The 19,744-nt window shown below is 62.6% G+C and carries 17 protein-coding genes and 1 pseudogene; 4 read left to right on the forward strand and 14 right to left on the reverse strand.

Annotated elements, in window-relative coordinates; genetic code table 11:
• The first annotated feature begins 83 nt into the window (after positions 1 to 83).
• Complete coding sequence (locus QE373_RS18285) at positions 84 to 1,100, forward strand: class 1 fructose-bisphosphatase (RefSeq protein ID WP_057509012.1); 1,017 nt, start codon at positions 84 to 86, stop codon at positions 1,098 to 1,100.
• Between the two features lie 114 nt (positions 1,101 to 1,214).
• Positions 1,215 to 1,922 (forward strand): 2OG-Fe(II) oxygenase, encoded by a 708-nt coding sequence (locus tag QE373_RS18290; RefSeq protein WP_309689393.1) that lies wholly within the window; start codon positions 1,215 to 1,217, stop codon positions 1,920 to 1,922.
• A 376-nt stretch (positions 1,923 to 2,298) separates the two neighbouring features.
• On the opposite strand, the gene QE373_RS18295 is transcribed toward QE373_RS18290, so the two are convergent.
• Complete coding sequence (locus QE373_RS18295) at positions 2,299 to 2,853, reverse strand: DUF922 domain-containing Zn-dependent protease (protein ID WP_309689396.1); 555 nt, start codon at positions 2,851 to 2,853, stop codon at positions 2,299 to 2,301.
• Between the two features lie 81 nt (positions 2,854 to 2,934).
• Positions 2,935 to 3,270: a hypothetical protein gene (locus tag QE373_RS18300; RefSeq protein WP_309689399.1), complete on the reverse strand. Its 336-nt coding sequence runs from the start codon at positions 3,268 to 3,270 to the stop codon at positions 2,935 to 2,937.
• A 703-nt stretch (positions 3,271 to 3,973) separates the two neighbouring features.
• Here QE373_RS18300 and QE373_RS18305 point away from each other — a divergent pair.
• Both QE373_RS18305 and QE373_RS18310 read left to right on the forward strand, forming a co-directional pair.
• Positions 3,974 to 4,570: a hypothetical protein gene (locus QE373_RS18305; protein WP_309689402.1), complete on the forward strand. Its 597-nt coding sequence runs from the start codon at positions 3,974 to 3,976 to the stop codon at positions 4,568 to 4,570.
• Between the two features lie 3 nt (positions 4,571 to 4,573).
• The gene (locus QE373_RS18310; protein WP_309689405.1) at positions 4,574 to 5,104 is read left to right on the forward strand and encodes a hypothetical protein; all 531 of its coding nucleotides are present in this window, start codon (positions 4,574 to 4,576) and stop codon (positions 5,102 to 5,104) included.
• Between the two features lie 593 nt (positions 5,105 to 5,697).
• Here the strand turns inward: QE373_RS18310 and QE373_RS18315 are convergent.
• From QE373_RS18315 to recF, 12 genes and pseudogenes are all read right to left on the reverse strand, one after another.
• Positions 5,698 to 6,810 carry a PA0069 family radical SAM protein gene (locus tag QE373_RS18315; protein ID WP_309689407.1) on the reverse strand — a complete coding sequence of 371 codons (1,113 nt, stop codon included), beginning with the start codon at positions 6,808 to 6,810 and terminating at the stop codon, positions 5,698 to 5,700.
• Between the two features lie 327 nt (positions 6,811 to 7,137).
• The gene (locus QE373_RS18320) at positions 7,138 to 7,881 is read right to left on the reverse strand and encodes a pyridoxine 5'-phosphate synthase (protein ID WP_309689410.1); all 744 of its coding nucleotides are present in this window, start codon (positions 7,879 to 7,881) and stop codon (positions 7,138 to 7,140) included.
• 46 nt (positions 7,882 to 7,927) lie between these two features.
• Positions 7,928 to 9,388 (reverse strand): cardiolipin synthase, encoded by a 1,461-nt coding sequence (gene cls, locus QE373_RS18325; protein ID WP_057509017.1) that lies wholly within the window; start codon positions 9,386 to 9,388, stop codon positions 7,928 to 7,930.
• A 157-nt stretch (positions 9,389 to 9,545) separates the two neighbouring features.
• A complete protein-coding gene (locus tag QE373_RS18330) occupies positions 9,546 to 9,959 on the reverse strand; it encodes a biopolymer transporter ExbD (protein WP_057509018.1) in 414 nt (137 codons plus the stop codon).
• A gap of 3 nt (positions 9,960 to 9,962) precedes the next feature.
• Positions 9,963 to 10,388 (reverse strand): biopolymer transporter ExbD, encoded by a 426-nt coding sequence (locus QE373_RS18335; RefSeq protein WP_057509019.1) that lies wholly within the window; start codon positions 10,386 to 10,388, stop codon positions 9,963 to 9,965.
• Between the two features lie 55 nt (positions 10,389 to 10,443).
• Positions 10,444 to 11,202, reverse strand: a complete 759-nt coding sequence (exbB, locus tag QE373_RS18340) for a TonB-system energizer ExbB (RefSeq protein ID WP_057509020.1) — start codon at positions 11,200 to 11,202, stop codon at positions 10,444 to 10,446.
• An 87-nt stretch (positions 11,203 to 11,289) separates the two neighbouring features.
• Positions 11,290 to 11,847 carry an energy transducer TonB gene (locus QE373_RS18345; RefSeq protein ID WP_182656635.1) on the reverse strand — a complete coding sequence of 186 codons (558 nt, stop codon included), beginning with the start codon at positions 11,845 to 11,847 and terminating at the stop codon, positions 11,290 to 11,292.
• A gap of 256 nt (positions 11,848 to 12,103) precedes the next feature.
• Positions 12,104 to 13,324, reverse strand: coding sequence for a tetratricopeptide repeat protein (locus QE373_RS18350; RefSeq protein ID WP_309689415.1), 1,221 nt, complete (start codon positions 13,322 to 13,324; stop codon positions 12,104 to 12,106).
• Positions 13,325 to 13,455: 131 nt separating this feature from the next.
• Positions 13,456 to 14,262: a M48 family metallopeptidase gene (locus QE373_RS18355; RefSeq protein WP_309689418.1), complete on the reverse strand. Its 807-nt coding sequence runs from the start codon at positions 14,260 to 14,262 to the stop codon at positions 13,456 to 13,458.
• Positions 14,263 to 14,367: 105 nt separating this feature from the next.
• A pseudogene (locus QE373_RS18360) lies at positions 14,368 to 15,218 on the reverse strand (CPBP family intramembrane glutamic endopeptidase).
• A gap of 69 nt (positions 15,219 to 15,287) precedes the next feature.
• Positions 15,288 to 17,747 carry a DNA topoisomerase (ATP-hydrolyzing) subunit B gene (gene gyrB / locus QE373_RS18365; RefSeq protein WP_309689419.1) on the reverse strand — a complete coding sequence of 820 codons (2,460 nt, stop codon included), beginning with the start codon at positions 17,745 to 17,747 and terminating at the stop codon, positions 15,288 to 15,290.
• A gap of 109 nt (positions 17,748 to 17,856) precedes the next feature.
• Positions 17,857 to 18,951 carry a DNA replication/repair protein RecF gene (gene recF / locus QE373_RS18370; protein WP_309689422.1) on the reverse strand — a complete coding sequence of 365 codons (1,095 nt, stop codon included), beginning with the start codon at positions 18,949 to 18,951 and terminating at the stop codon, positions 17,857 to 17,859.
• Positions 18,952 to 19,744: the final 793 nt, after the last annotated feature.

Here is a 19,744-nt window from a genome sequence, read left to right on the forward strand (position 1 = left end):
AGGGGATTAATAATCCCCTCCGTCCCCTTTTTGCATCCGGGCGGCGACAATAGGCGCATCTTTCCGTCGCTCGAGCCCTGTCCATGTCCCGTACGTCGTTGACCCGGTATCTCATCCAGGAACAGCATGCCGGCCGCATCAATGCCGACCTGCGCCAGCTGATCGCCGTGGTCGGGCGTGCCTGCACCAACATCTCCATCGCCGTCAGCAAGGGCGCCCTCGGCGGCGTGCTGGGCGAAGCCGGTACCGGCAACGTGCAGGGCGAGGCGCAGAAGAAGCTGGATGTGATCAGCAACGAGATCCTGCTGGAAGCCAACGCCTGGGGTGGCCACCTGGCCGCCTGCGCGTCGGAAGAAATGGACCACTCGCAGCCGGTGCCGGACATCTACCCGCGCGGTGATTTCCTGCTGCTGTTCGATCCCCTCGATGGCAGTTCCAATATCGACGTGAACGTGTCGGTGGGCACCATCTTCTCCGTGCTGCGCTGCCCGAAGGGCGTCGAGTTGCCCGGCGATGACAGCTTCCTGCAGCCCGGTACGGCGCAGATCGCCGCCGGTTATTGCATCTACGGTCCCAGCACGCAGATGGTGCTGACCGTCGGCCATGGCACCCATGCGTTTACCCTGGACCGTGAAACCGGCGAATTCGTGCTGACCACCCAGGACATGCAGATCCCGGCGGCCACCCAGGAGTTCGCGATCAACATGTCCAACCAGCGGCATTGGGAAGCCCCGATGCAGGCCTACGTGGCCGATCTGCTGGAAGGCAAGGAAGGCACGCGCGGCAAGGACTTCAACATGCGCTGGATCGCCAGCATGGTGGCCGACGTGCATCGCATCCTGACCCGCGGTGGCATCTTCATCTACCCCTGGGACAAGAAGGACCCGTCCAAGGCAGGCAAGCTGCGCCTGATGTACGAAGCCAACCCGATGGGCCTGCTGGTGGAACAGGCCGGCGGCGCCGCTTCGACCGGCCGCGCGCGGATCCTGGATATCCAGCCGGACCAGCTGCACCAGCGCGTGCCGGTGTTCCTCGGTTCGCGCGATGAAGTGGCCGCCGCGGTCAAGTACCACCAGCAGCACGACGCCTCCGCAGACTGAGCAGCAGGCGGGCGTGATCGCCTGGCCGTCGGGCACGCCGCCGCACATGTCGGTGGCGTGACAACCCCCGCGCCAGTGGGCACCATCAAGGGCCCGCTGGCGAAGGATGCAGGCATGCACACGCAGGACCCGGTTGATTTCATTGAAGTGATCCACAACGCCGTGCCCGCCGATGTGTGTGCGGCGATCGTGGCGCGATTGCGCGCAAGTGACCGCCTGCAACCGGGTGCGGTAGGCAGTGGTGTGTTCCCGGAAATCAAGCGCAGCAAGGATCTTCGGATCAGCGGGCTTTCTGATTGGGCTGATGTTGAAAACGTCTTGCAACAGGCCGTTTTCAACGGGCTGCTGAGTTATCTACGCCGTTATCCACAGGCTCTGATCGCGCCGCTGATGTTGCAGATCCAAGACAGCAACGGCCAGCCCAAGCGCCTCATGGCGGAGGATTTCCCCGACATGAGCCCGGCCGCGCTGTCGGATCTTGCGCGCACGTGCCTGCGTCCGGGCGCGATCAACCTGCAATGGTACGCAGCAGGCGAGGGCGGTTACCCCTACTGGCATTGCGAGCTGTATCCGAAGGACGAGAAGGCGGAAACCCTGCATCGCCACCTGCTGTGGACGCTGTACCTCAACGATGAATTCGAAGAGGGTGAGACCGAATTTCATTTCCAGCAGCGCAAGGTCACGCCGCGCACCGGCAGCCTGCTGATCGCGCCGACCGCCTTCACCCATACCCATCGCGGCAATCGTCCGCAGGGCGGGGACAAGGTCATCGCCACCAGCTGGATCCTGTTCCAGTCCGCGCAGAAGCTCTACGGCGGCTAAGGTCCCCATTTCCCCGGGCGCTGAACGCACACGTGTCCACCTTTCCCTTGGCCGACATGTGCAGCGACGCCCGGGGAGATGAGGATGCTGGCAGCGAGCATCCTGCTCATGGGCGGATCTTCCGTGCGGCGGTGCGTCCCCAATTCGATTGATGGAGTCGATATTGATTGGCGTTGCCTCTGCACGGCGTCTATCTTCCGCGACACGACGCGAACTGCCTTTCAGAAATCGCTCACCTCACCGCCAGGGGTCGGATCCCTTTCGCGCAGCGAAAGGGCTCTGACCCCATGCCGACCTCCCCTGACGGCCAGACCGCTGCGCTCGCCGAGCGTGGCTCGGCGCTACCCTCCTCACCGCCCGTCTCGATGGGTGACTCTCAGAGCACCGCATCCTGGGTCAGACCATGCGAGGTTTCCACATCGTACTGCCGGTCGCGCTGCTGATACTCCTCGACAATCGCACGTCCCAGCCTGTCCACCTCCGCCTCCAGCCGCGCACAGCCCTTGTTCGATTTCAGGCTGACGAACTGCCGGCGGAGTTCATCGGCAGCGGCCACGCCAAACTGGAAATGGCCCTGCTCGTGCACGGTCAACGCGGCCAGGAAGCGGTCCCATCGCTGCTGCAGCTCAGGATCCGCACGGTCGCGATCATCCCAGCGGGGCAGGGTGATCGTGCCCTTCAATTGAACGGACGGCGAAGTGAGCAAGCAACGGTTGCCCTGCGACTGCCACCGATACGTCCACGACACATTCCAGTCGGCACGCCCCGGATAAGGCCTTCCCGTGGGATCGGCCGGCGCCAGCGAGCGCATCGCGCTGCCCAGCTCGCGGTCGGTGGTGCCGTGGATCGCGTAGTGCACGACGCTCGGCGGGTCATAGGCCGACGCGACGTTGGCCATCAGCAACAGCATAACAAGGGGCAGAAAGCGCATCCCTGCACTCCAAAGAAGGAATCGCAAAGTGTAATCGCGGCGGAACTCCACACGCGACTCGCGGTTCCGCGCGCTGCAGGTTCACTCAGCCGGCCGCACGCCTTCGACAGCATCCACCCGCAGCGCCAATCCCAACGCGCGCAGCGCGCCCATTATCGTGCGCAGGGTCAACGTGCGTCGGCCGTACAACTGGCGACGCACCACCTCGACAGGCAGCCTGCATTCGCAGGCGATGGCACGCAGTCCTGCATCGCCAGCAACATAGGCGAGGGCCTCGCCGAAGATCGCCGCATCACCTTCGCTTTCGGCAATGCACGCGTTCAAATACTCAATCACCGCCTGCGGCGTGGACGGCCGGTCGAAGTGACCTGCTGCTTCCATCTCCGCATAGGACAGCGTGGCGCGACCGGCCTTCATCGCATCAGCCTGCTGATGAGGAAGAAGGACACGTACACGGCGTGCCGGGGCTGCATGGACATCGAAAGACCTCGCATGGCATGGGCCACCTGCGCCGGGGCGCAAGGTGGCGGGCGATGCGGGTTGGCGTACCGGACTACGCGACACTCATTAACCGGCGGATCGGGATCCCCGCGCACCGCCCGCCGTATGACCGGCAGTGCAGTGCATTCTCCGCCGTGCCCGAGGGCTACAACAGAGGCAATGAGTGATGCGTAATGTCGGGACGCCAATCCCGGCTGGCACGTTCGGCACCAGCCTGATCATCGTGCACAGCGGTGTCCGCATGCGTCCATGAGAAAAGTTGTGAAGTGCGGGTGGCATGCTTGCTCCAGACACGGCGCCGCCCCACCGAGGAAGTGCTTATCTGCGGTTGCTGGGCACAGCGGAGGGACAAGAGGGAGCCGATCTAATTCGCCTCCCGCATCCCGCCAGAACGTCGATCGGTTTCCCATCGCAATCAGCTACCCGTACCCGAAGTATTTCGCCAGATTTCTTGTTTGCATACCATTTTTTTGGAACAAGTCACACATCGATAAATCCGCCACGCGTTCAGTGCTTTTTCATGGCAGCAGGCTGATACATTCCGGTGAGGCTCAATGCCATCTAATGCCACTTAGTTCAGCAAGTTCCTGTTTTCTGTTATGAAAAACGAGGTGCTTACATGAAGTGCAAGATGTGGTTTCTCCTGGCATCCCTGTTCTTGACTCTTAGTTCCCAGGCGCAGGTTATGCCCGTCACAGGTCTTGGTACCTGCGTAGATTTTGTCACGAGTGCATCGACAACTATTTCAGGTCAGGTTTCCGTACACCCCGCCGCTCGTCTATATGGCCTGCCGCCGCGATATGACCCTGTCACTAAAAACATCTACGTCCCGCCCTATAGCTGCGAGTCATGGGATGTTGACGGGATTTACCGGACAATCGGCTACTTGTCGCATGAGCTTGGTCACTGGGTCGTTGGTAACCCAAATATAGCCGCCCCACTCACAAAGGCTCAGTTCACGGAAAAAATGTGTGCTTGGGAGGGAGCGGCCATCAGAAACAATGGGATTGGTCGCAATGAAGTCTCAGCTTTCACGGAGGGTACTGTCATCATCCCGCTGATAGCTGTGGATCCATCATCAATGCTTGCTTTACTTGGAAGCGGCGCGACTGATGTGCAGATCGGCAAGGAGTTCTGCGATACCAATCCTCATTCAGCGGGAATGACATACACCGCATATTACTCTTCTTACTACGATGCCAACTACCCTTGGTGAAACATGAAAATTTATCGGAAAGTGGCGATCGTTGGTGCAATCCTCATGACGCAAAATGCGTCACTAGTCGCAGCCAATGAGGTGGTCGGGGTAACTTCTCAAGTCGATCAGCTGCGAGCTTTGGAACGTTTGGACCGGTTGGCATCTGAAGTGAAGCTTGAACGCCGGACACTGTTCGCGAGTCATGGACAACGTGATCCTGATCTCTCGTCGGATGAAAGTCGTTTTAATATGGAGGGCCGCGTTGATCTAGGCAAGGAGACCATAGGGAATTTGACTATTACCACGTCTGCAGGTCCGGGCCTGGGTGGTGAATCCAATTTAGTGATTAACGTAGCCGGCGGTTGTTTAGAGAGACAACTGACGAAAGATCATTTTGCGCCGGTAAAGATTTATTGGGCATCTCCAGGTGGTTCTGCCGAGCCTCTCATCGGATTCAAAAGAGTAGCAGACGGCCACGACGTCATCTTGTTCTTCGATGCGTTCGGGCAGGGATGCCTTAGGGCCATCCGCTCTGAGGCAAGGTCGTCTTGATAATTCCCCGTTGACTGAAAGAATTGGTTCTTGGCAACAGGCTGCCTTGCGATAGTGTGTTATCACAATCACGCCAAGTGCGCTACTTCTTGGCTGTGCAACCCGCGCGTGGAAGCAGAGGTTACTTGCAGTGGAAACAAGGCTACCTGTCGAATCCAGCAGTGAATATGATCTAGAACGACTGAAGGATGATGTTGATCGACTGGCTCATAGTCAGATCAACGGTAGTGAAGCGTTCAAGACGCAGCTGGGAACAGAGCTCGGTACGGCCCAGCCTCACGGTGAGGTCAATGTTCGAAAGGCAGGTTTTGGACATGTTGCAGGCGCTGTGCTGACAGACATCGAGCTGCGCAGTGCTGAGGATGATCCCAAGTACGCAATGCTTGTTCTTACGCTAGGTTCATCCGCGCTGGCTGTCGGGACGCGCCGGGTTCAAATGCGTATCGGTCCGTAAAGACCGGAAGCGCTGCCGTGGTCCTCGGGCTTACCTCTGACCAGATGCCCATTCAGTACATATCAATCAGTAGTTGCTGAGCGCATGGGGGCCTGCTTGCTGTAACCGTCCAGAGCCGGAATGGGTCTGTGCTCCACCTTCAGAACAACGACCCCTGCGGCGAGTCCGCCTTCGGCGGCGCCGGCCGCTCGAACTTCGTGCAATCCAGCTTCGGCCAATGGCTGTTCTGCGCATCGAACCCCAGCCGCCTGCGCGCCAGCTTGAAGCGGTTCGCCAACAGGTCCGCATAAACACCCTGGCCGCGCATGCGGGTGCCGAACTGGCTGTCGTAGTCCTTGCCGCCGCGCAGCTGGTTGATGGTGCTCATCACGTGCGTGGCGCGGTCCGGGTAATGGGTGTCCAACCAGTCGCGGAACAGCGGCGCCACTTCCAGTGGCAGGCGCAGCAGCACATAGCCGGCACTCGATGCGCCGGCGTCGCGCGCGGCTTCCAGTACGGCCTCCAGTTCGGCATCGTTGATCCACGGAATCACCGGCGCCACCATCACCCCGACCGGGATGCCGGCATCGTGCAGCCGGCGCATCGCGCGCAGGCGTGCATGCGGTGCGGCGGCGCGCGGTTCAAGTTTCGAAGACAGATGGGGATCCAGCGAGGTCACCGAGAAGTGCACGCTGACCAGGTTCTGTTCGGCCAGCGGCGCCAGCAGGTCGATGTCGCGCTCGACCAGCGCGTTCTTGGTGATCAGCGAGAACGGGTGGCGGGTTTCCAGCATCACTTCGATCAGCTGGCGGGTCAGTTTGAACTTGCGTTCGATCGGCTGGTAGGAATCGGTGTTGATGCCCAGCGCTATGGGTTGTGGCACGTAGCTGGGTTTTGAAAGTTCCTTGCGCAGCAGCTGCGCGGCATTGGTCTTGGCAAACAGCTTGGTTTCGAAGTCCAGCCCGGGCGACAGGTTCAGGTAGGCGTGCGAGGGCCGGGCGAAGCAGTACGAGCAGCCATGTTCGCAGCCGCGATACGGGTTCACCGATTGGCTGAAGCCAACGTCCGGCGAGTTGTTGCGGCTGATGATGCTGCGGGCGGTTTCGGCGCGCACTTCGGTGCGCAGGCGCGGCGCCAGGAATTCTTCGCTTTCTTCGGCTTCCCAGCCATCGTCCACCGCTTCGCTGACCGTGCTTTCGAAGCGGCCGGGGAGGTGGGTGGTGCTGCCGCGACCTTTGATGGCGACATGGGGAATGGAATCGGGGCGACCCATGGGAATCTTCTGCTGGAAGTGCGATTAGTATTATTGCTAACCACAGCGTATGCAATGTGCTGGAATTCAGGTGGCTGTAGGCGTGGAGGGGGATGGGGGTTTGGCTTGCCCCCATGGTTATCCACAGGACATACGGTCATGTCGGGACAGCGCGCAGGACATTACACGCCACGCGATGCGCAGCGGAGGGTAGGGGATTGGGGTCTCAGGGGGTGCGACGGCGGGGATCGTGACGACCAACGGTCGTCACCCACCGGAGGGACGGGTTGACGGCCAGCGGCCGTCACTACCGGGGCTTGATTAACGGCCGGCGGCCGTCACTACCTTTTAGAGGCGGGCCAAGTAGGCCTTTACCGTGGCGTCCAGGCCGTCGTACAGGGCTTCGCTGATCAGGGCGTGGCCGATCGAGACTTCCAGCACGTCAGGTACGTGGCTCAGGAAGTCACGCAGGTTGCCCTGCGACAGGTCATGGCCGGCATTGACGCCCAGCCCTACCGCCTGTGCGCGGCGCGCGGCCGTGGCGAACAGCGCCAGCATCGCCGTGGCGTCGCCGGCGGCGTGGGCTTCGGCATATGGGCCGGTGTACAGCTCGATGCGGTCGGCACCGACGTCGGCCGCGCGTTCCAGCAGCGGGTTGCCGGCGTCCACGAACAGGCTCACGCGGCAGCCCATCGCCTTCAGCGCGGCCACCAGCGGACGCAGGCGCTCGCTGTCGGCTGCGAAGTCGAAGCCATGGTCGGACGTCAGCTGGCCGTCGCCATCGGGCACCAGCGTGGCCTGTGCGGGACGGGTGGCCTCGCACAGCGGCAGCAGGCCCGGGTAGCCCTCGCGCGGCGGGGCGAACGGGTTGCCTTCGATGTTGAACTCGACCCCGCGCGCCGTGGTCAGCGCGGACAGCGCGTGCACGTCTTCGGCGGTGATGTGGCGGCGGTCCGGGCGCGGGTGCACGGTGATGCCGTGTGCGCCGGCGTCCAGGCAGGCCTGCGCGGCGCGCAGCACATCGGGGTCGTGGCCACCGCGTGAGTTGCGCAGCACGGCGATCTTGTTGACGTTGACGCTGAGGCGGGTCATGACGGCAGGCAGTACGGTGACAGAAGCGCGCAGTGTAGCGCCGCTGTCACAACAGCGGCGAGGCCAGCCGGGCGAAGGCTTCAGGCAGGCGGTGCCGCCACAGGCCGCGGTTGCGTTCGTTGTGGACGCGGGTGGCGCTGTCGAACTCATGGTCCAGGATGCCGGCCAGCTCGGCCACGCGGTCCTTGTCCCGCAGCAGCATGGACAGTTCGAAGTTGAGCCGGAAACTGCGGTGGTCGAAGTTCGCCGTGCCCACGATGCAGACCTCGTCGTCGGCGATGAAGGCCTTCGTATGCAGCATGCGCGGGCCGTATTCGTAGATCTTCACCCCTGCCTGCAGCAGCTCGTCGAAGTAGGACCGCGCGGCCTGGGTGACGAACCAGGAGTCGCTCATCTTCGGCACCAGCAGCCGCACTTCCAGCCCGCCCAGCGCGGCCGACGTCAGTGCCATGCGTGCCGCTTCGCCCGGCACGAAGTAGGGCGTCACCAGCCACACGCGGTGTTTGGCTTCGTGGATGGCGGCCACGTGCAGGCGATGGATCGTCTCCCAGCCCGAATCCGGGCCGGACACCAGCACCTGCGCGTTGATGCTGCCGTCGTCGCGGCTCGGCGTTTCACGTGGCCACAGCCGTGCCTGGTCGAACTGCTGCGCCTCCTGCCCGCTGGCGTACAGCCAGTCTTCCATGAAGACCAGCTGCAGGCTGCGCACCACATGGCCACGCAGGCGCATGTGCAGGTCGCGGTAGGCATTCGGGTCGCGCTGCTCGTTCTCTTCGTCGGTGATGTTGATGCCACCGGTGAAGGCCAGCAGGCCATCGATGACCACCAGCTTGCGGTGGGTGCGCAGGTTCAACCACGGCCGCTTGAACGGCTTGAGCAGCTGCCGCGGATGGAACCACACCGCTTCGCCGCCGGCCTCCAGCAGCGGCTTCAGGAACGCCGCGCGGATGTTGCCGGCGCCCACGGCATCCAGCAGCAGCCGGACCTGTACGCCACGCTGTGCGGCGGCCACCAGCGCATCGCGCACGGCGGTGCCGGTGTGGTCCGGTTCGAAGATGTAGTACTCCAGGTTCACGTGATCGCGCGCTTCGGCGATCGCCTCCAGCAGGGCGGCGTAGGTCGCCGCGCCATCCACCAGCCATTCCACTTCGGTGGCGCTGCTGGGTGCCAGGCCGGTGGTGGCCTGGCCGATGGCGGCCAGTTCGGTGCAGTCCGCATCGGGCGGGCAGACACTGCTGTAGTGCTCCATGCCGGAACGCGAACGGCCGCGGCGCAGGCGTTGCCGTTTTACTTTCTGCGGACCCAGCAGGTAGTAAATGAAGAGGCCGATGTACGGCAGCGCGGCCAGCGAAAGGATCCAGCTGAGCGTGGCTACCGGCTCGCGTTTCTGCAGCATGATCCAGCCGATCAGCCCGAGCAGGTACAGCACATAGGCAATCGCCAGCGACGTGCCGAGGTGGGGAATGGCATCAAGCCAGTGTCGCAGCGCATCGAAGAAGGCAATCATCGCCGGATGATACGCGGGCGCGGGCTGGGCCGGACGGGGTCAGGGTCCTTTTCCTGCGGAAAAGGAGTCTGACTCCTTCGGCAGCGGACATAAAAAAACGCCCCCGTTTCCGAGGGCGTTTTCCAGTCGCGTCATGAGTGCGGACTGCGTGTAGCGTTTACTGCTGTACGAAACCGATCTTCTTCATCTGGGCGTTCTTCGAGGCGGCCAGGATCTTGGCCATCACGTCGTACTCCGAGTCCGGGCTCGCGTCGATCCGCAGTTCCGGCTGGTTCGTCGGGTCACGCTGGACCTCCTGTTCCATCCGCTGCTGCAGTTCGCCCACGGCGACCGGGCTGTTGTTCCAGAACACCTGGTTGCTCGCATCGACGCGCAACTCGACCGGCGGCGGCGGTTCAACCGTCACCGGGGGCGGGTTGAGCACGCGCTGCGGCAGATCCACGGCGATCGGGTAGGTCATGATCGGTGCGGTCACGATGAAGATGATCAGCAGCACCAGCATCACGTCCACGAGGGGCGTGACGTTGATGTCCGCCATGGGGCCTTTGCCACCACCAGAACTGAATGCCATGGCTTACTGCCCCTTCTCTTTGGTCGCAACGAAGCCGACGTCCAGCATGCCCTGTTCCTGCGCGACCTTGGTCAGCTCGTTGATGACGCGCATCTTGGTCGTGCGGTCACCACGCAGGTTCAACGGCGGCTGCGGCGTCTGCTGGGCGGCGGTGGAAAGGCGGGACTCAAGCGTCCCACGATCGATTTCCTCGTCGTTCCAGTAAACTGAACCGTCTTCCTTGACCGCCAGCGTGATCGGACCCTTACGATCATTGGCATCGTCCGGGTTCTGGATCAGGTTGGCTTCGGGCAGCTCGACCTTGACCTTGTGGGACATCAGAGGCGCCGTGATGATGAAGATGATCAGCAGCACCAGCATCACGTCCACGAGGGGCGTAACGTTGATGTCGGCCATGGGGCCGCCGCTGTTACCACTACTGAAAGCCATAACGGGCTCCGTCTAGATCGGTGTGAACTACCTTCGTGCCGGGTACAGCGCGTCCTTAGCGGACGCGCGAACCGGTAGCGAAGAAGTCGTGCAGGTCGTGCGCGAAGGTATCGAAACGGCTGATGGTCGCGCTGTTGATCTTGCTGAAGAAGTTGAAGGCGAACACGGCCGGGATAGCCACGAACAGGCCGATCGCGGTCATGATCAGCGCTTCACCCACCGGGCCGGCAACGGCGTCGATGGAGGCCGAACCGGTTGCACCGATCTTGATCAGCGCGCCGTAGATGCCCCACACGGTACCCAGCAGACCGACGAACGGAGCGGTTGCACCGACGGTGGCCAGCAGGGTCATGCCCGACTGCAGCTTGTTGCTTTCGCGGGTCACGGCCTGGCGCAGGGCGCGGTCGACGAACTCCGAACGGCTCAGGGTTTCACCCAGGCCACCGGTTGCGCCGCCTTCGGCACGCTGGTGGTGGGCGGCAGCCTGTGCGGCGTCCAGGGCGATCTTCGAGAAGGGCTCCGAAGCCGGCTGTTCTTCCATCGCACGGATGGCGTCCTGCGCGTTCGGGGTATCCCAGAACAGGCTGGTGACCTTGTCGGCAGCAGCCTTCAGGCGGGTAGCGCGGAAGATGTTGATGACGGTCCAGTACCAGGACATGGCCGACATCACGATCAGGGTGATCAGGACCACCCAGGAGACTGCGAAGTCGCCCGGCTGGCTGGTCATTTCATGGATGAGGTGCTCGAAGCCCATCTGCGACAGGGCGTTGGAGTTGCCCCCGGCAGCAGCGGCGATGAAAATTTCCTGCAGCATGACGCTTACCTTTGTTGTGTGTGGTGTTGAAGGGTGTAGCTAATCATAAGAGCCATCAGCGGGGTGGCCCTGCGGCCACCCGATGCATCAGCTCAGAGCAAAATTGACCGGTACGCGTACGCGGCCCGCGGCTTTCTTGCCGCCCGACTCGGCTGCGTTGAAGCGCCACTTGCGTGCAGCTTCCATTGCAGCGCGATCCAGGTCGCGGTTACGGCTGGATTTCTCGACCGTGACATTGGTGACGTTGCCTTGGGCATCGACATCAATGATCAGGATCACTTCACCCTGGATACCAGCGCGGAATGCAGCCGGCGGGTAACGCGGGGGATTCATGTTCTTGGACGAGATATCGACGCTGGCCTCGATGGAGGTCGGCGGTGCCGGCGGCGCGGGCGGCGACGGCGGGGTGACGATATCGTTCGGGCGCGGTTCCGGCACGTCGACGATCGGCGCCTGCGGCGGCGGCGGAACCGGCGACGGCTTCGGCGGCGACAGGTTCTTCACCGGCGGCGGCGGCGTCTCATCCGGCGGCGGCGGCGGCGGCGGCGGAGGCGGCGGCGGCGGTGCATCGACGATGGTCACCATCACGTTGCGCTCCTTCTCTGCAGCCGCCTTGGGGGCGACGGCAGGAATGAGGAGCATCATGAAGGCAGCCAGATGCAGTGCGATAACAAACGCGATGCCGAAGATGCGGGGCCAGCTCAGGCCCTTCTCTTCAGTTTCTTCGTAGCGGTGAAAGACTAGTTGTTCCGTCATGCGCCAAGAGCTCGATTGTGGGGCCGGGATACCCGGGGGGCGGGATCCCTGATCAGCGGTGCATGACACCGCAGGAACCTCCAAGCTTATACCAATCCTGAGTGCCTGCGCACGCTTCGCGCAGGCATTCAGGCGTTATTCGTACTTACTTCAGGTTGATGATTTTGTCCGCATCCGCGGCGTTCTTCAGGCCACCCTTGGCCTTGGCCTGACGCGCTGCTTCCTTGGCCTGGGGAATCTTGCCCTCACTGTGCAGGACACGTGCCAGATTCAGGTAGGTTTCGCCGGTGGGCGACAGCGGAGCGGCCTTCTGCCACGCCTCGATCGCCTTGTCCACCTGCTGCGGTTCTGAGTAGTAGTAGGACTGGGCCAGTGCCAGGTAAACCTGGTGGTCCGGCTTCAGTATGCCCTTCTCGAGACCTTCGTTGATCACCGAGATTACTTCCTTTTCCTTGTTCTCGGTATTGGCGTAGATCGAATACAACTGCTTGTATTCGCGCTCGTCGGTCAACTGGCCCGACGCACGCAGCTTGTCCATGACACCGGCGGCCTTGTCCATCTGGTCGGCCTGCATGTACATGTTGGCCAGGTTGAGCTGCGCTTTCTTGTCGTTCGGGTTCTTGGCGGCAACGGCCTCGGCGGCAGCCACGGCTTCACCGGTCTGGCCGGCTTCGGCGTAGGCGGCCATCAGCAGCTGGTTCCACTGGTCCTTCGGCTCGGGCGAGGCAGCGATCGCTTCCTTCAGCACCGGGATCGCTTCCTGGTAGCGCTCCAGCTGGTACAGCGCCTGGCCCTTGGAAACCAGTTCCTCGGCCTTCTTCGAACCGCTTTCAGCGAAGTACTTGTCGATCAGGGTCAGGCCCTGCGCCTGCACCGCCTTGTCGTCGTCCTGCAGCTGCAGCTGGGCCAGCATCAGCATCGACTGGAAGTGGCTGTTGTTGTCCAGCGCGTTGGCGTCGAGCACCTGCTGCAGGTAACGCTTCGCACCGGCAACGTCGTCCTGCTGGTAGGCGGCCTGCGAAGCGAGCTGGGCGGCAAGCGCCTTGTCGTATTCGTTGGCGGCGCTGTTACCCAGGATCGCGGTGGCTTCGGTCAGCGTCTCCGGGAACTTCTGCTCGTTGTAGCTGTCTACCAGCTTCTGCAGCTGCTTGCCCAGCTTGGCCGAGGACTTCATGCCCGGCTCTTTGCGGGTCGCGTTCGGGTACAGCACTTCGGCCGCAGCGGCCTTGCTGCTGCCACGACGCTCACGCTGGTCGGAGCGATCGGCCGAACGTGTCTGCGCGGCGACATCGGTGATCACGGCGCCACTGACAGCAGTCGCGATCAGCATGGTCAGCAGGGCTTGCTTGTGGTTACGGAGCATCATCTTTCACCTCGTTCGGACCGCGTAGCGGCAGCAATGACGGACGTCAGAAAAATCTGAGCCGCCAAACGTATCAGAATTAAGCGACGTGAGAAATCGTTTCCTGTGCTGCATCACAGCAAATTCACGCATATTCAGCTACAGCGTGGTTTGCGTCCTGCCGCCTGTGCCTGTTGGAACACGCCTTGCAGGGCGGGTGCATCGCGCTGCAGTTCGCGGATGCGATTGGCCGGATCGGGATGGGTCGACAGCCACTGCGGACTGCGGCCACCGCTGGCGGCCATCATGTTCTGCCACAGGTTCACCGCCTGCGCCGGGTCGAAACCCGCCTCCGCCATGAGCTTCTGTCCGACCACGTCGGCTTCGCTTTCCTGGGTGCGTGAACCGGGCAGCAGGAACAGGGTCTGCGCGCCCATGCCGCCGAACTGGTTCACCGCGCTGGCGGCGGTTTCGCCATAGGCTGCGCCGGCCAGTGCACCGACCACCGACAACCCGGTCTGCGCGCCCATCTGGCGGGTGATGCGTTCCTCGTGGTGGCGCGCGATGACATGGCCGATCTCATGCCCGATCACCGCCGCCAGCTGGTCCTGGTTCTTGGCCACGGTGAAGATGCCGGAGTTCACCCCGACCTTGCCACCGGGCAGGGCGAAGGCGTTGGGTTCGCTGTCGGCGAAGACCGCCGTTTCCCAGCGCACGCCCCGGTACTGCGACGGCAGCTGGGCCACCAACGCATTGACCACGCACTGCACGTAGGCGATCTGCCTGGCGTCAGTGCTGATCTTTTCCTTCTGCTTGGTTTCAGCGAACGCCTGTGCGCCCAACTGGTCCAACTGCGCCTGCGAAACACCGCCAACGACCTGCCTGCGCCCGGTGGGGGAGGTGGTGGTGGCGCACGCGCTCAACAACGCGGTAATCGTAAAAGCCAGCAGCAGTCGTTTCATGGATCGGATCCCCGTGTTCATGCAACGAGTGTCCACTTCGACGGCTTAATTTTTCGTCAATCCATTCAACCCATGTCACGCAGCGCTGCGAACTGCGGCACCTTTTCAGGTCGCGCCAAACACCATCAACAACGTCATCGCGACCGCGTTGTTCAACGCATGCGCACCTATCGGTGCCCATAGCGTGCCCGTGCGTTGGTACAGCCAGCAGAATGCAGCACCCATGCCACCGTAGATCAGCCACAGTTGGGCGATTTCCGCCGGCCCATTGCCGCTGGTGCCCGGAATCTCATGAACCAGTGCGAATGCAAGGCTGCTCAACAGCACGCCCAGCCACGGTTTTCCAGCCTTCCATAGACGCGCCCGAACAGCACCCGGCGGAACAACAGTTCCTCGTAGGCTGGCGCCAGCACCACGGCGAACAGCGCCAGGAAGATGGGGAATTGCGCGGCAGCGCTGCTCATCAGTTCAAGGTTGGTCGGTACCGGCTCGATACCGGCCCGCTTGGCGAGAAAGCCGATGCCGTTGCTGCCGATGATGACCAGCGTGCCCACCCACAGGGTCCAGCCCCAAGTGGCCGGCCGGCCCAGGGCGCGCATGGAGGTTTCACGTTCGGCGGGCGTGGCGCGGCGACGCCAGAAATACAGGATCAGCGCTGCGCCGCCGGTGGCGAACAGGGCCATCAGGATCTGTGCCAGCGCGCCGGGCTGGCCAAGCTGGGTGGCGATCGAATCCGGACTCGGCGCTGGCGCACCGTTGGCGACCAGTTCTGCACCGACCCGCATGCCCTGCACCGCGCCCCACAACAGTCCGGCCAGCAGGCTCAGCCCGAACAGGATGAGCGCGGCCAGTCCCAGGTCGATCAGGAAACCGGCCACCGGTGAGCCGGCGGCACGCGGTTTTGGCGCGGAGGCGCCGGGAAGCGGCGGCGGTGGAACCGGGGTGACTGTTGGCATGCGCATCCTGCAGCAGAAGGAGAAACGCCGGCGCCGGATTGATCCGGGCGCCGGCAACCTTCGATTGTGTCAGATATCCAGATTGGCAACTTTCAGCGCGTTGTCTTCGATGAAGTCACGACGCGGTTCAACCACGTCCCCCATCAGGGTGCTGAAGATCTGGTCCGCAGCGACCGCATCTTCGATGCGCACCTGCAGCAGGCGACGGGTATCCGGGTTGACCGTGGTGTCCCACAGCTGCTCCGGATTCATTTCGCCCAGACCCTTGAATCGCTGGATCTGGCGACCGCGCTTGGCCTCTTCGAGCAACCAGGCCTGGGCCTGGGCAAAGCTGCTCACTTCGATCGATTTGGCACCGCGATTGATGGTGGCGCCTTCGCGTACCAGACCATGCAGCAGGTTGGCGGCCTGATAGAGCGCACGCAGTTCGCCGCCGTCGAAGGCCGCAAGCGGCAGCACCTGGATATGCTCTTCGCCCATGTGGCGACGGGTCACCAGCACGGCAGCCGGACGCTGGTCGTTCGGTTCCTGCAGTTCCAGGCTGAAGCGCGCCGAGCCCAGGCTGCCCTGGTTGAGGCGGGCAGCCAGTGCATCCAGGCCTTCACCGGCCGGTGCATTGCGCAGGTGCTCCAGGTCCATCGGAATGAAATCGACAAGCGATTCCAGCAGCTGGCGATCGTAGCGGTGCGCATTGCGTGCAATCGCTTCGAGTGCGCCGGCATAGCTCAGCAGCAGTTTTTCCAGGTTGACGCCGTCGATCGGCGGCTCGCCAGCCGCGGGTACCAGCGCCGCATTTTCCACCGCGCTGCTGGCCAGATAACTGTCCAGTGCCGGATCGTCTTTCAGGTACAGCTCGGTCTTGCCCTGTTTGATCTTGTACAGCGGCGGCAGGCCGATATAGACATAGCCGCGCTCGATCAACTCAGGCATCTGACGGTAGAAGAACGTCAACAGCAGCGTACGGATGTGCGCACCGTCGACGTCGGCGTCGGTCATGATGATGATCTTGTGGTAACGCAGCTTGTCCGGGTTGTACTCGTCCCGGCCGATGCCGGTGCCCAGCGCGGTGATCAGCGTGCCGACCTGGTCGGACGCCAGCATGCGGTCGAAACGTGCGCGTTCCACGTTGAGGATCTTGCCGCGCAGCGGCAGCACGGCCTGGTTTTTGCGGTTACGCCCCTGCTTGGCCGAACCACCTGCCGAGTCACCCTCGACGATGAACAGTTCGGACAGTGCCGGATCCTTTTCCTGGCAGTCGGCCAGCTTGCCCGGCAGGCCGGCGATATCCAACGCGCCCTTGCGGCGGGTCAGGTCGCGGGCTTTGCGGGCCGCTTCGCGCGCACGCGCGGCATCGACGATCTTGCCGGCGATGGCCTTGGCTTCGTTCGGGTTTTCCTGCAGGAAGGATTCCAGGCGTTGGCCGAACGCGTTTTCAACCGCGGGACGGACATCCGAACTGACCAGCTTTTCCTTGGTCTGGCTGGAGAAGCTGGGATCGGGCACCTTCACCGACAGCACCGCGATCATGCCTTCGCGCATGTCATCGCCGGTCAGGTTGATCTTGGCCTGCTTGGCGATGCCGTTCTGTTCGATGTAGTTGTTGAGCACGCGCGTCAGCGCGCCGCGGAAGCCGGCCAGATGGGTGCCGCCGTCCTTCTGCGGAATATTGTTGGTGAAGCAGTACATCGTTTCCTGGTAGGAATCGGTCCACTGCAGCGCCACTTCCACGGTAATGCCGCTGTGCTCGCCCACCACCGAAATCACGTTCGGATGCAGCGGGGTCTTCAGCTGGGCAAGATGCTCCACGAAGCTGGCGATGCCGCCTTCATAGTGGAAATCATCGCGACGACCTTCTCCGCGCTGGTCGATCAGCACGATCTTGACGCCGGAGTTGAGGAACGACAGTTCGCGCAGACGACGGGCCAGGATGTCGTAGTGGAACTCGACGTTGTCGTGGAATGCCGTGGTCGACGGCCAGAAGCGCAGGGTCGTACCGCGCTTGGTGCTGGCTTCAACCTGCTGCAGCGGCATCACCGCGGCGCCGTCGGCATATTCCTGGTGGTAGTGGAAACCGCCCTGGTAAATGTCCAGGGTCAGCTTCTGCGACAGCGCATTGACCACGCTGACGCCCACGCCGTGCAGGCCGCCGGACACTTTGTAGCTGTTGTCGTCGAACTTGCCGCCGGCATGCAGGACCGTCATGACGACCTCGGCCGCCGAGACCTCGCGATCCAGCTTCCTGCTCATCTGCTCATGCTTACCGGTCGGGATGCCGCGTCCGTTGTCCGATACGCCTACCGAACCATCGGAATGGATCGTCACCGACACGTGGTCGGCGTGCCCCGCGAGCGCTTCATCGATCGAGTTGTCGACGACTTCGAACACCATGTGGTGCAGGCCGGTGCCGTCATGGACGTCGCCGATGTACATGCCGGGGCGCTTGCGGACGGCCTCCAGGCCTTCCAGCGCCGTGATGCTGTTGGCGTCGTAGGTGCCAGTGTTTGCAGGGGTGTTCTGTTCGTCAGTCATTGCGCTCGCCGTAGGCTCCGCAGGTCGGGCGCCAACGAATGGCGCGCCGAGAAAGAGGGGGTGGTGCAACCTGAATTATACCAGCCGGGCAGGTCTACCCCGTGGGCCACTATGGCACACCCATGACCTGGCCATGTTCCACGTGGAACCGGGCGATGTCGGTGCGATCCTGCAGCGGTGCAGGGGTCTCGGTTGCGGTGATGAATATTTGCGCCGGGCCGGCCAGCAGGCGGTCCAGTACCCGGCCCTGATGGTTGCGATCCAGTTCCGAACCCAGGTCATCCAGCGCAATCACCGGCCAGTGCCCGCGCTCCGCCGCATAGTCTTCAGCCTGCGCCAACAGGCAAGTGAGGGCGGTCAGCTTCGCCTGCCCGCGGGACAAGGCATCACGGCCCGGAATGCTGCCAAAGCCCACGCTCCAGTCAGCGCGGTGCGGTCCGACCGAGGTATAGCCGGCCTGGCGATCGCGCTCACGTGCCAGCAACAGCGCATCGGCCAGTGAAACCTCGTGCCGGCGCCACCCCGGGCTGAGCATCATCGACTGCAGGTCCAATTGCGGGGCCAGATTCGCGGCAAGTTCCACGGCCCGGCCCTGTAGACGTTCCAGGTAATGGAGACGGCGGCTGGTAAGCGGCTCACCGGCCTCGGCAAGCTCATGATCCCAGGTATCCAGCATCCGCGGCGATCCGCCTTGCTTCAACAGGGCGTTGCGCTGCTTGAGGGCCCGCGAGTAGCGGCGCCACAAGGAAAGGAAGTCGGGTTCCACGTGGAACAAGCCCCAATCCAGGAAACGGCGACGGGGTTCGCCGCCACCGCTGACCAGCGCATGGCTGCCCGGTTCGAAGGTCACCACGGCCAACGCAGCGCACAGGTTGCCGAGCTGCGCTACATCCTCACCGTCCAGACGGCCCTTCCAGTCCTGTCCCGAGTGGCGAAGACCCGCGCGCCGGCGGATTTCGCTGCCTTCGGCGTTCGATTCGTCCCATTCCACGAAAATCTCCAAGGATTCCTGTCCCTGACGGATCAAGCCGTCGCGGACGCGGCCACGGAAGCTCCGCCCATAGGCCATCAGGTGCAGGGCTTCCAGGACGCTGGTCTTGCCGGCGCCATTGTCGCCCGTCAGCAGGTTGATGCCGGGCTGCGGCAACAGTTCTGCCGCGTCGAATCGACGGAGCTGGTGGAGGGAAAGACGGCGGATCTGCATGCAGGGGGACGGTCGGCACCGGCCGTGCGGGAAGGTGAGCGATCTACCAGCATACTGCATCGGTCAAGTGCACCTGTCGGCTGCGGAGTGCGGCCGGTGCGCTTCCCATGGCGGCCGAAATCACCTGCGTTCCAGGGGTCTGAGGCCGCTTCACGCGTCAGATTTCAAGGAATCCATGCCTGTCCTTGGTGACGATTCCACGTGATCGCAGTGAAATCCTTGAATTCTGCTGGGCCCCAGCACACGGACCGCACCAGATTTCAAAGAATTCACGGCATCTTCGAAACCGGTCGGGAAAACCTCTGGATGACTTATACACAAGCACTGGGCAATCTGTGGATAAAAAGTCGCGTTCACGAGCCTTCAAAATCTATCCACAGGTATTCCCCCAGCCCGACCCCCACTTAGAAGGGGGGTTTCGAGGCCAATAAAGCCTTTTAAATCATACACATAAGCCAGTTATACATAAAGTCTGGCCCTACCATCACCACCATGCTTTAGATTTATACCCAGATTTAAAGCTTGGCAGACCCTCCGATCAGCACGCCGCAGGGGTGTGGATAGCCGCCTGCGCGGCAGGGCGGAGCAAGGCGCAATGACGCAGCTGATTCGCTTGCAAACTAGTTGACTCCCCGAATGCAGATCAGTAGTCGGTGGACACTCTCGACGAACTGGGCACAACAGTGCCGATCATCCAAACGCCCACAGATCCCACAGTGGCAATGCTCCACGTGGAACAAAAAAAAAACGCCCGAACCAGTCGGGCGTTTCCTGTTCCACGTGGAACCGAACG

The sequence above is a fragment of the Stenotrophomonas sp. SORGH_AS_0321 genome (genome assembly GCF_031453215.1).
GTDB lineage: Bacteria > Pseudomonadota > Gammaproteobacteria > Xanthomonadales > Xanthomonadaceae > Stenotrophomonas > Stenotrophomonas chelatiphaga.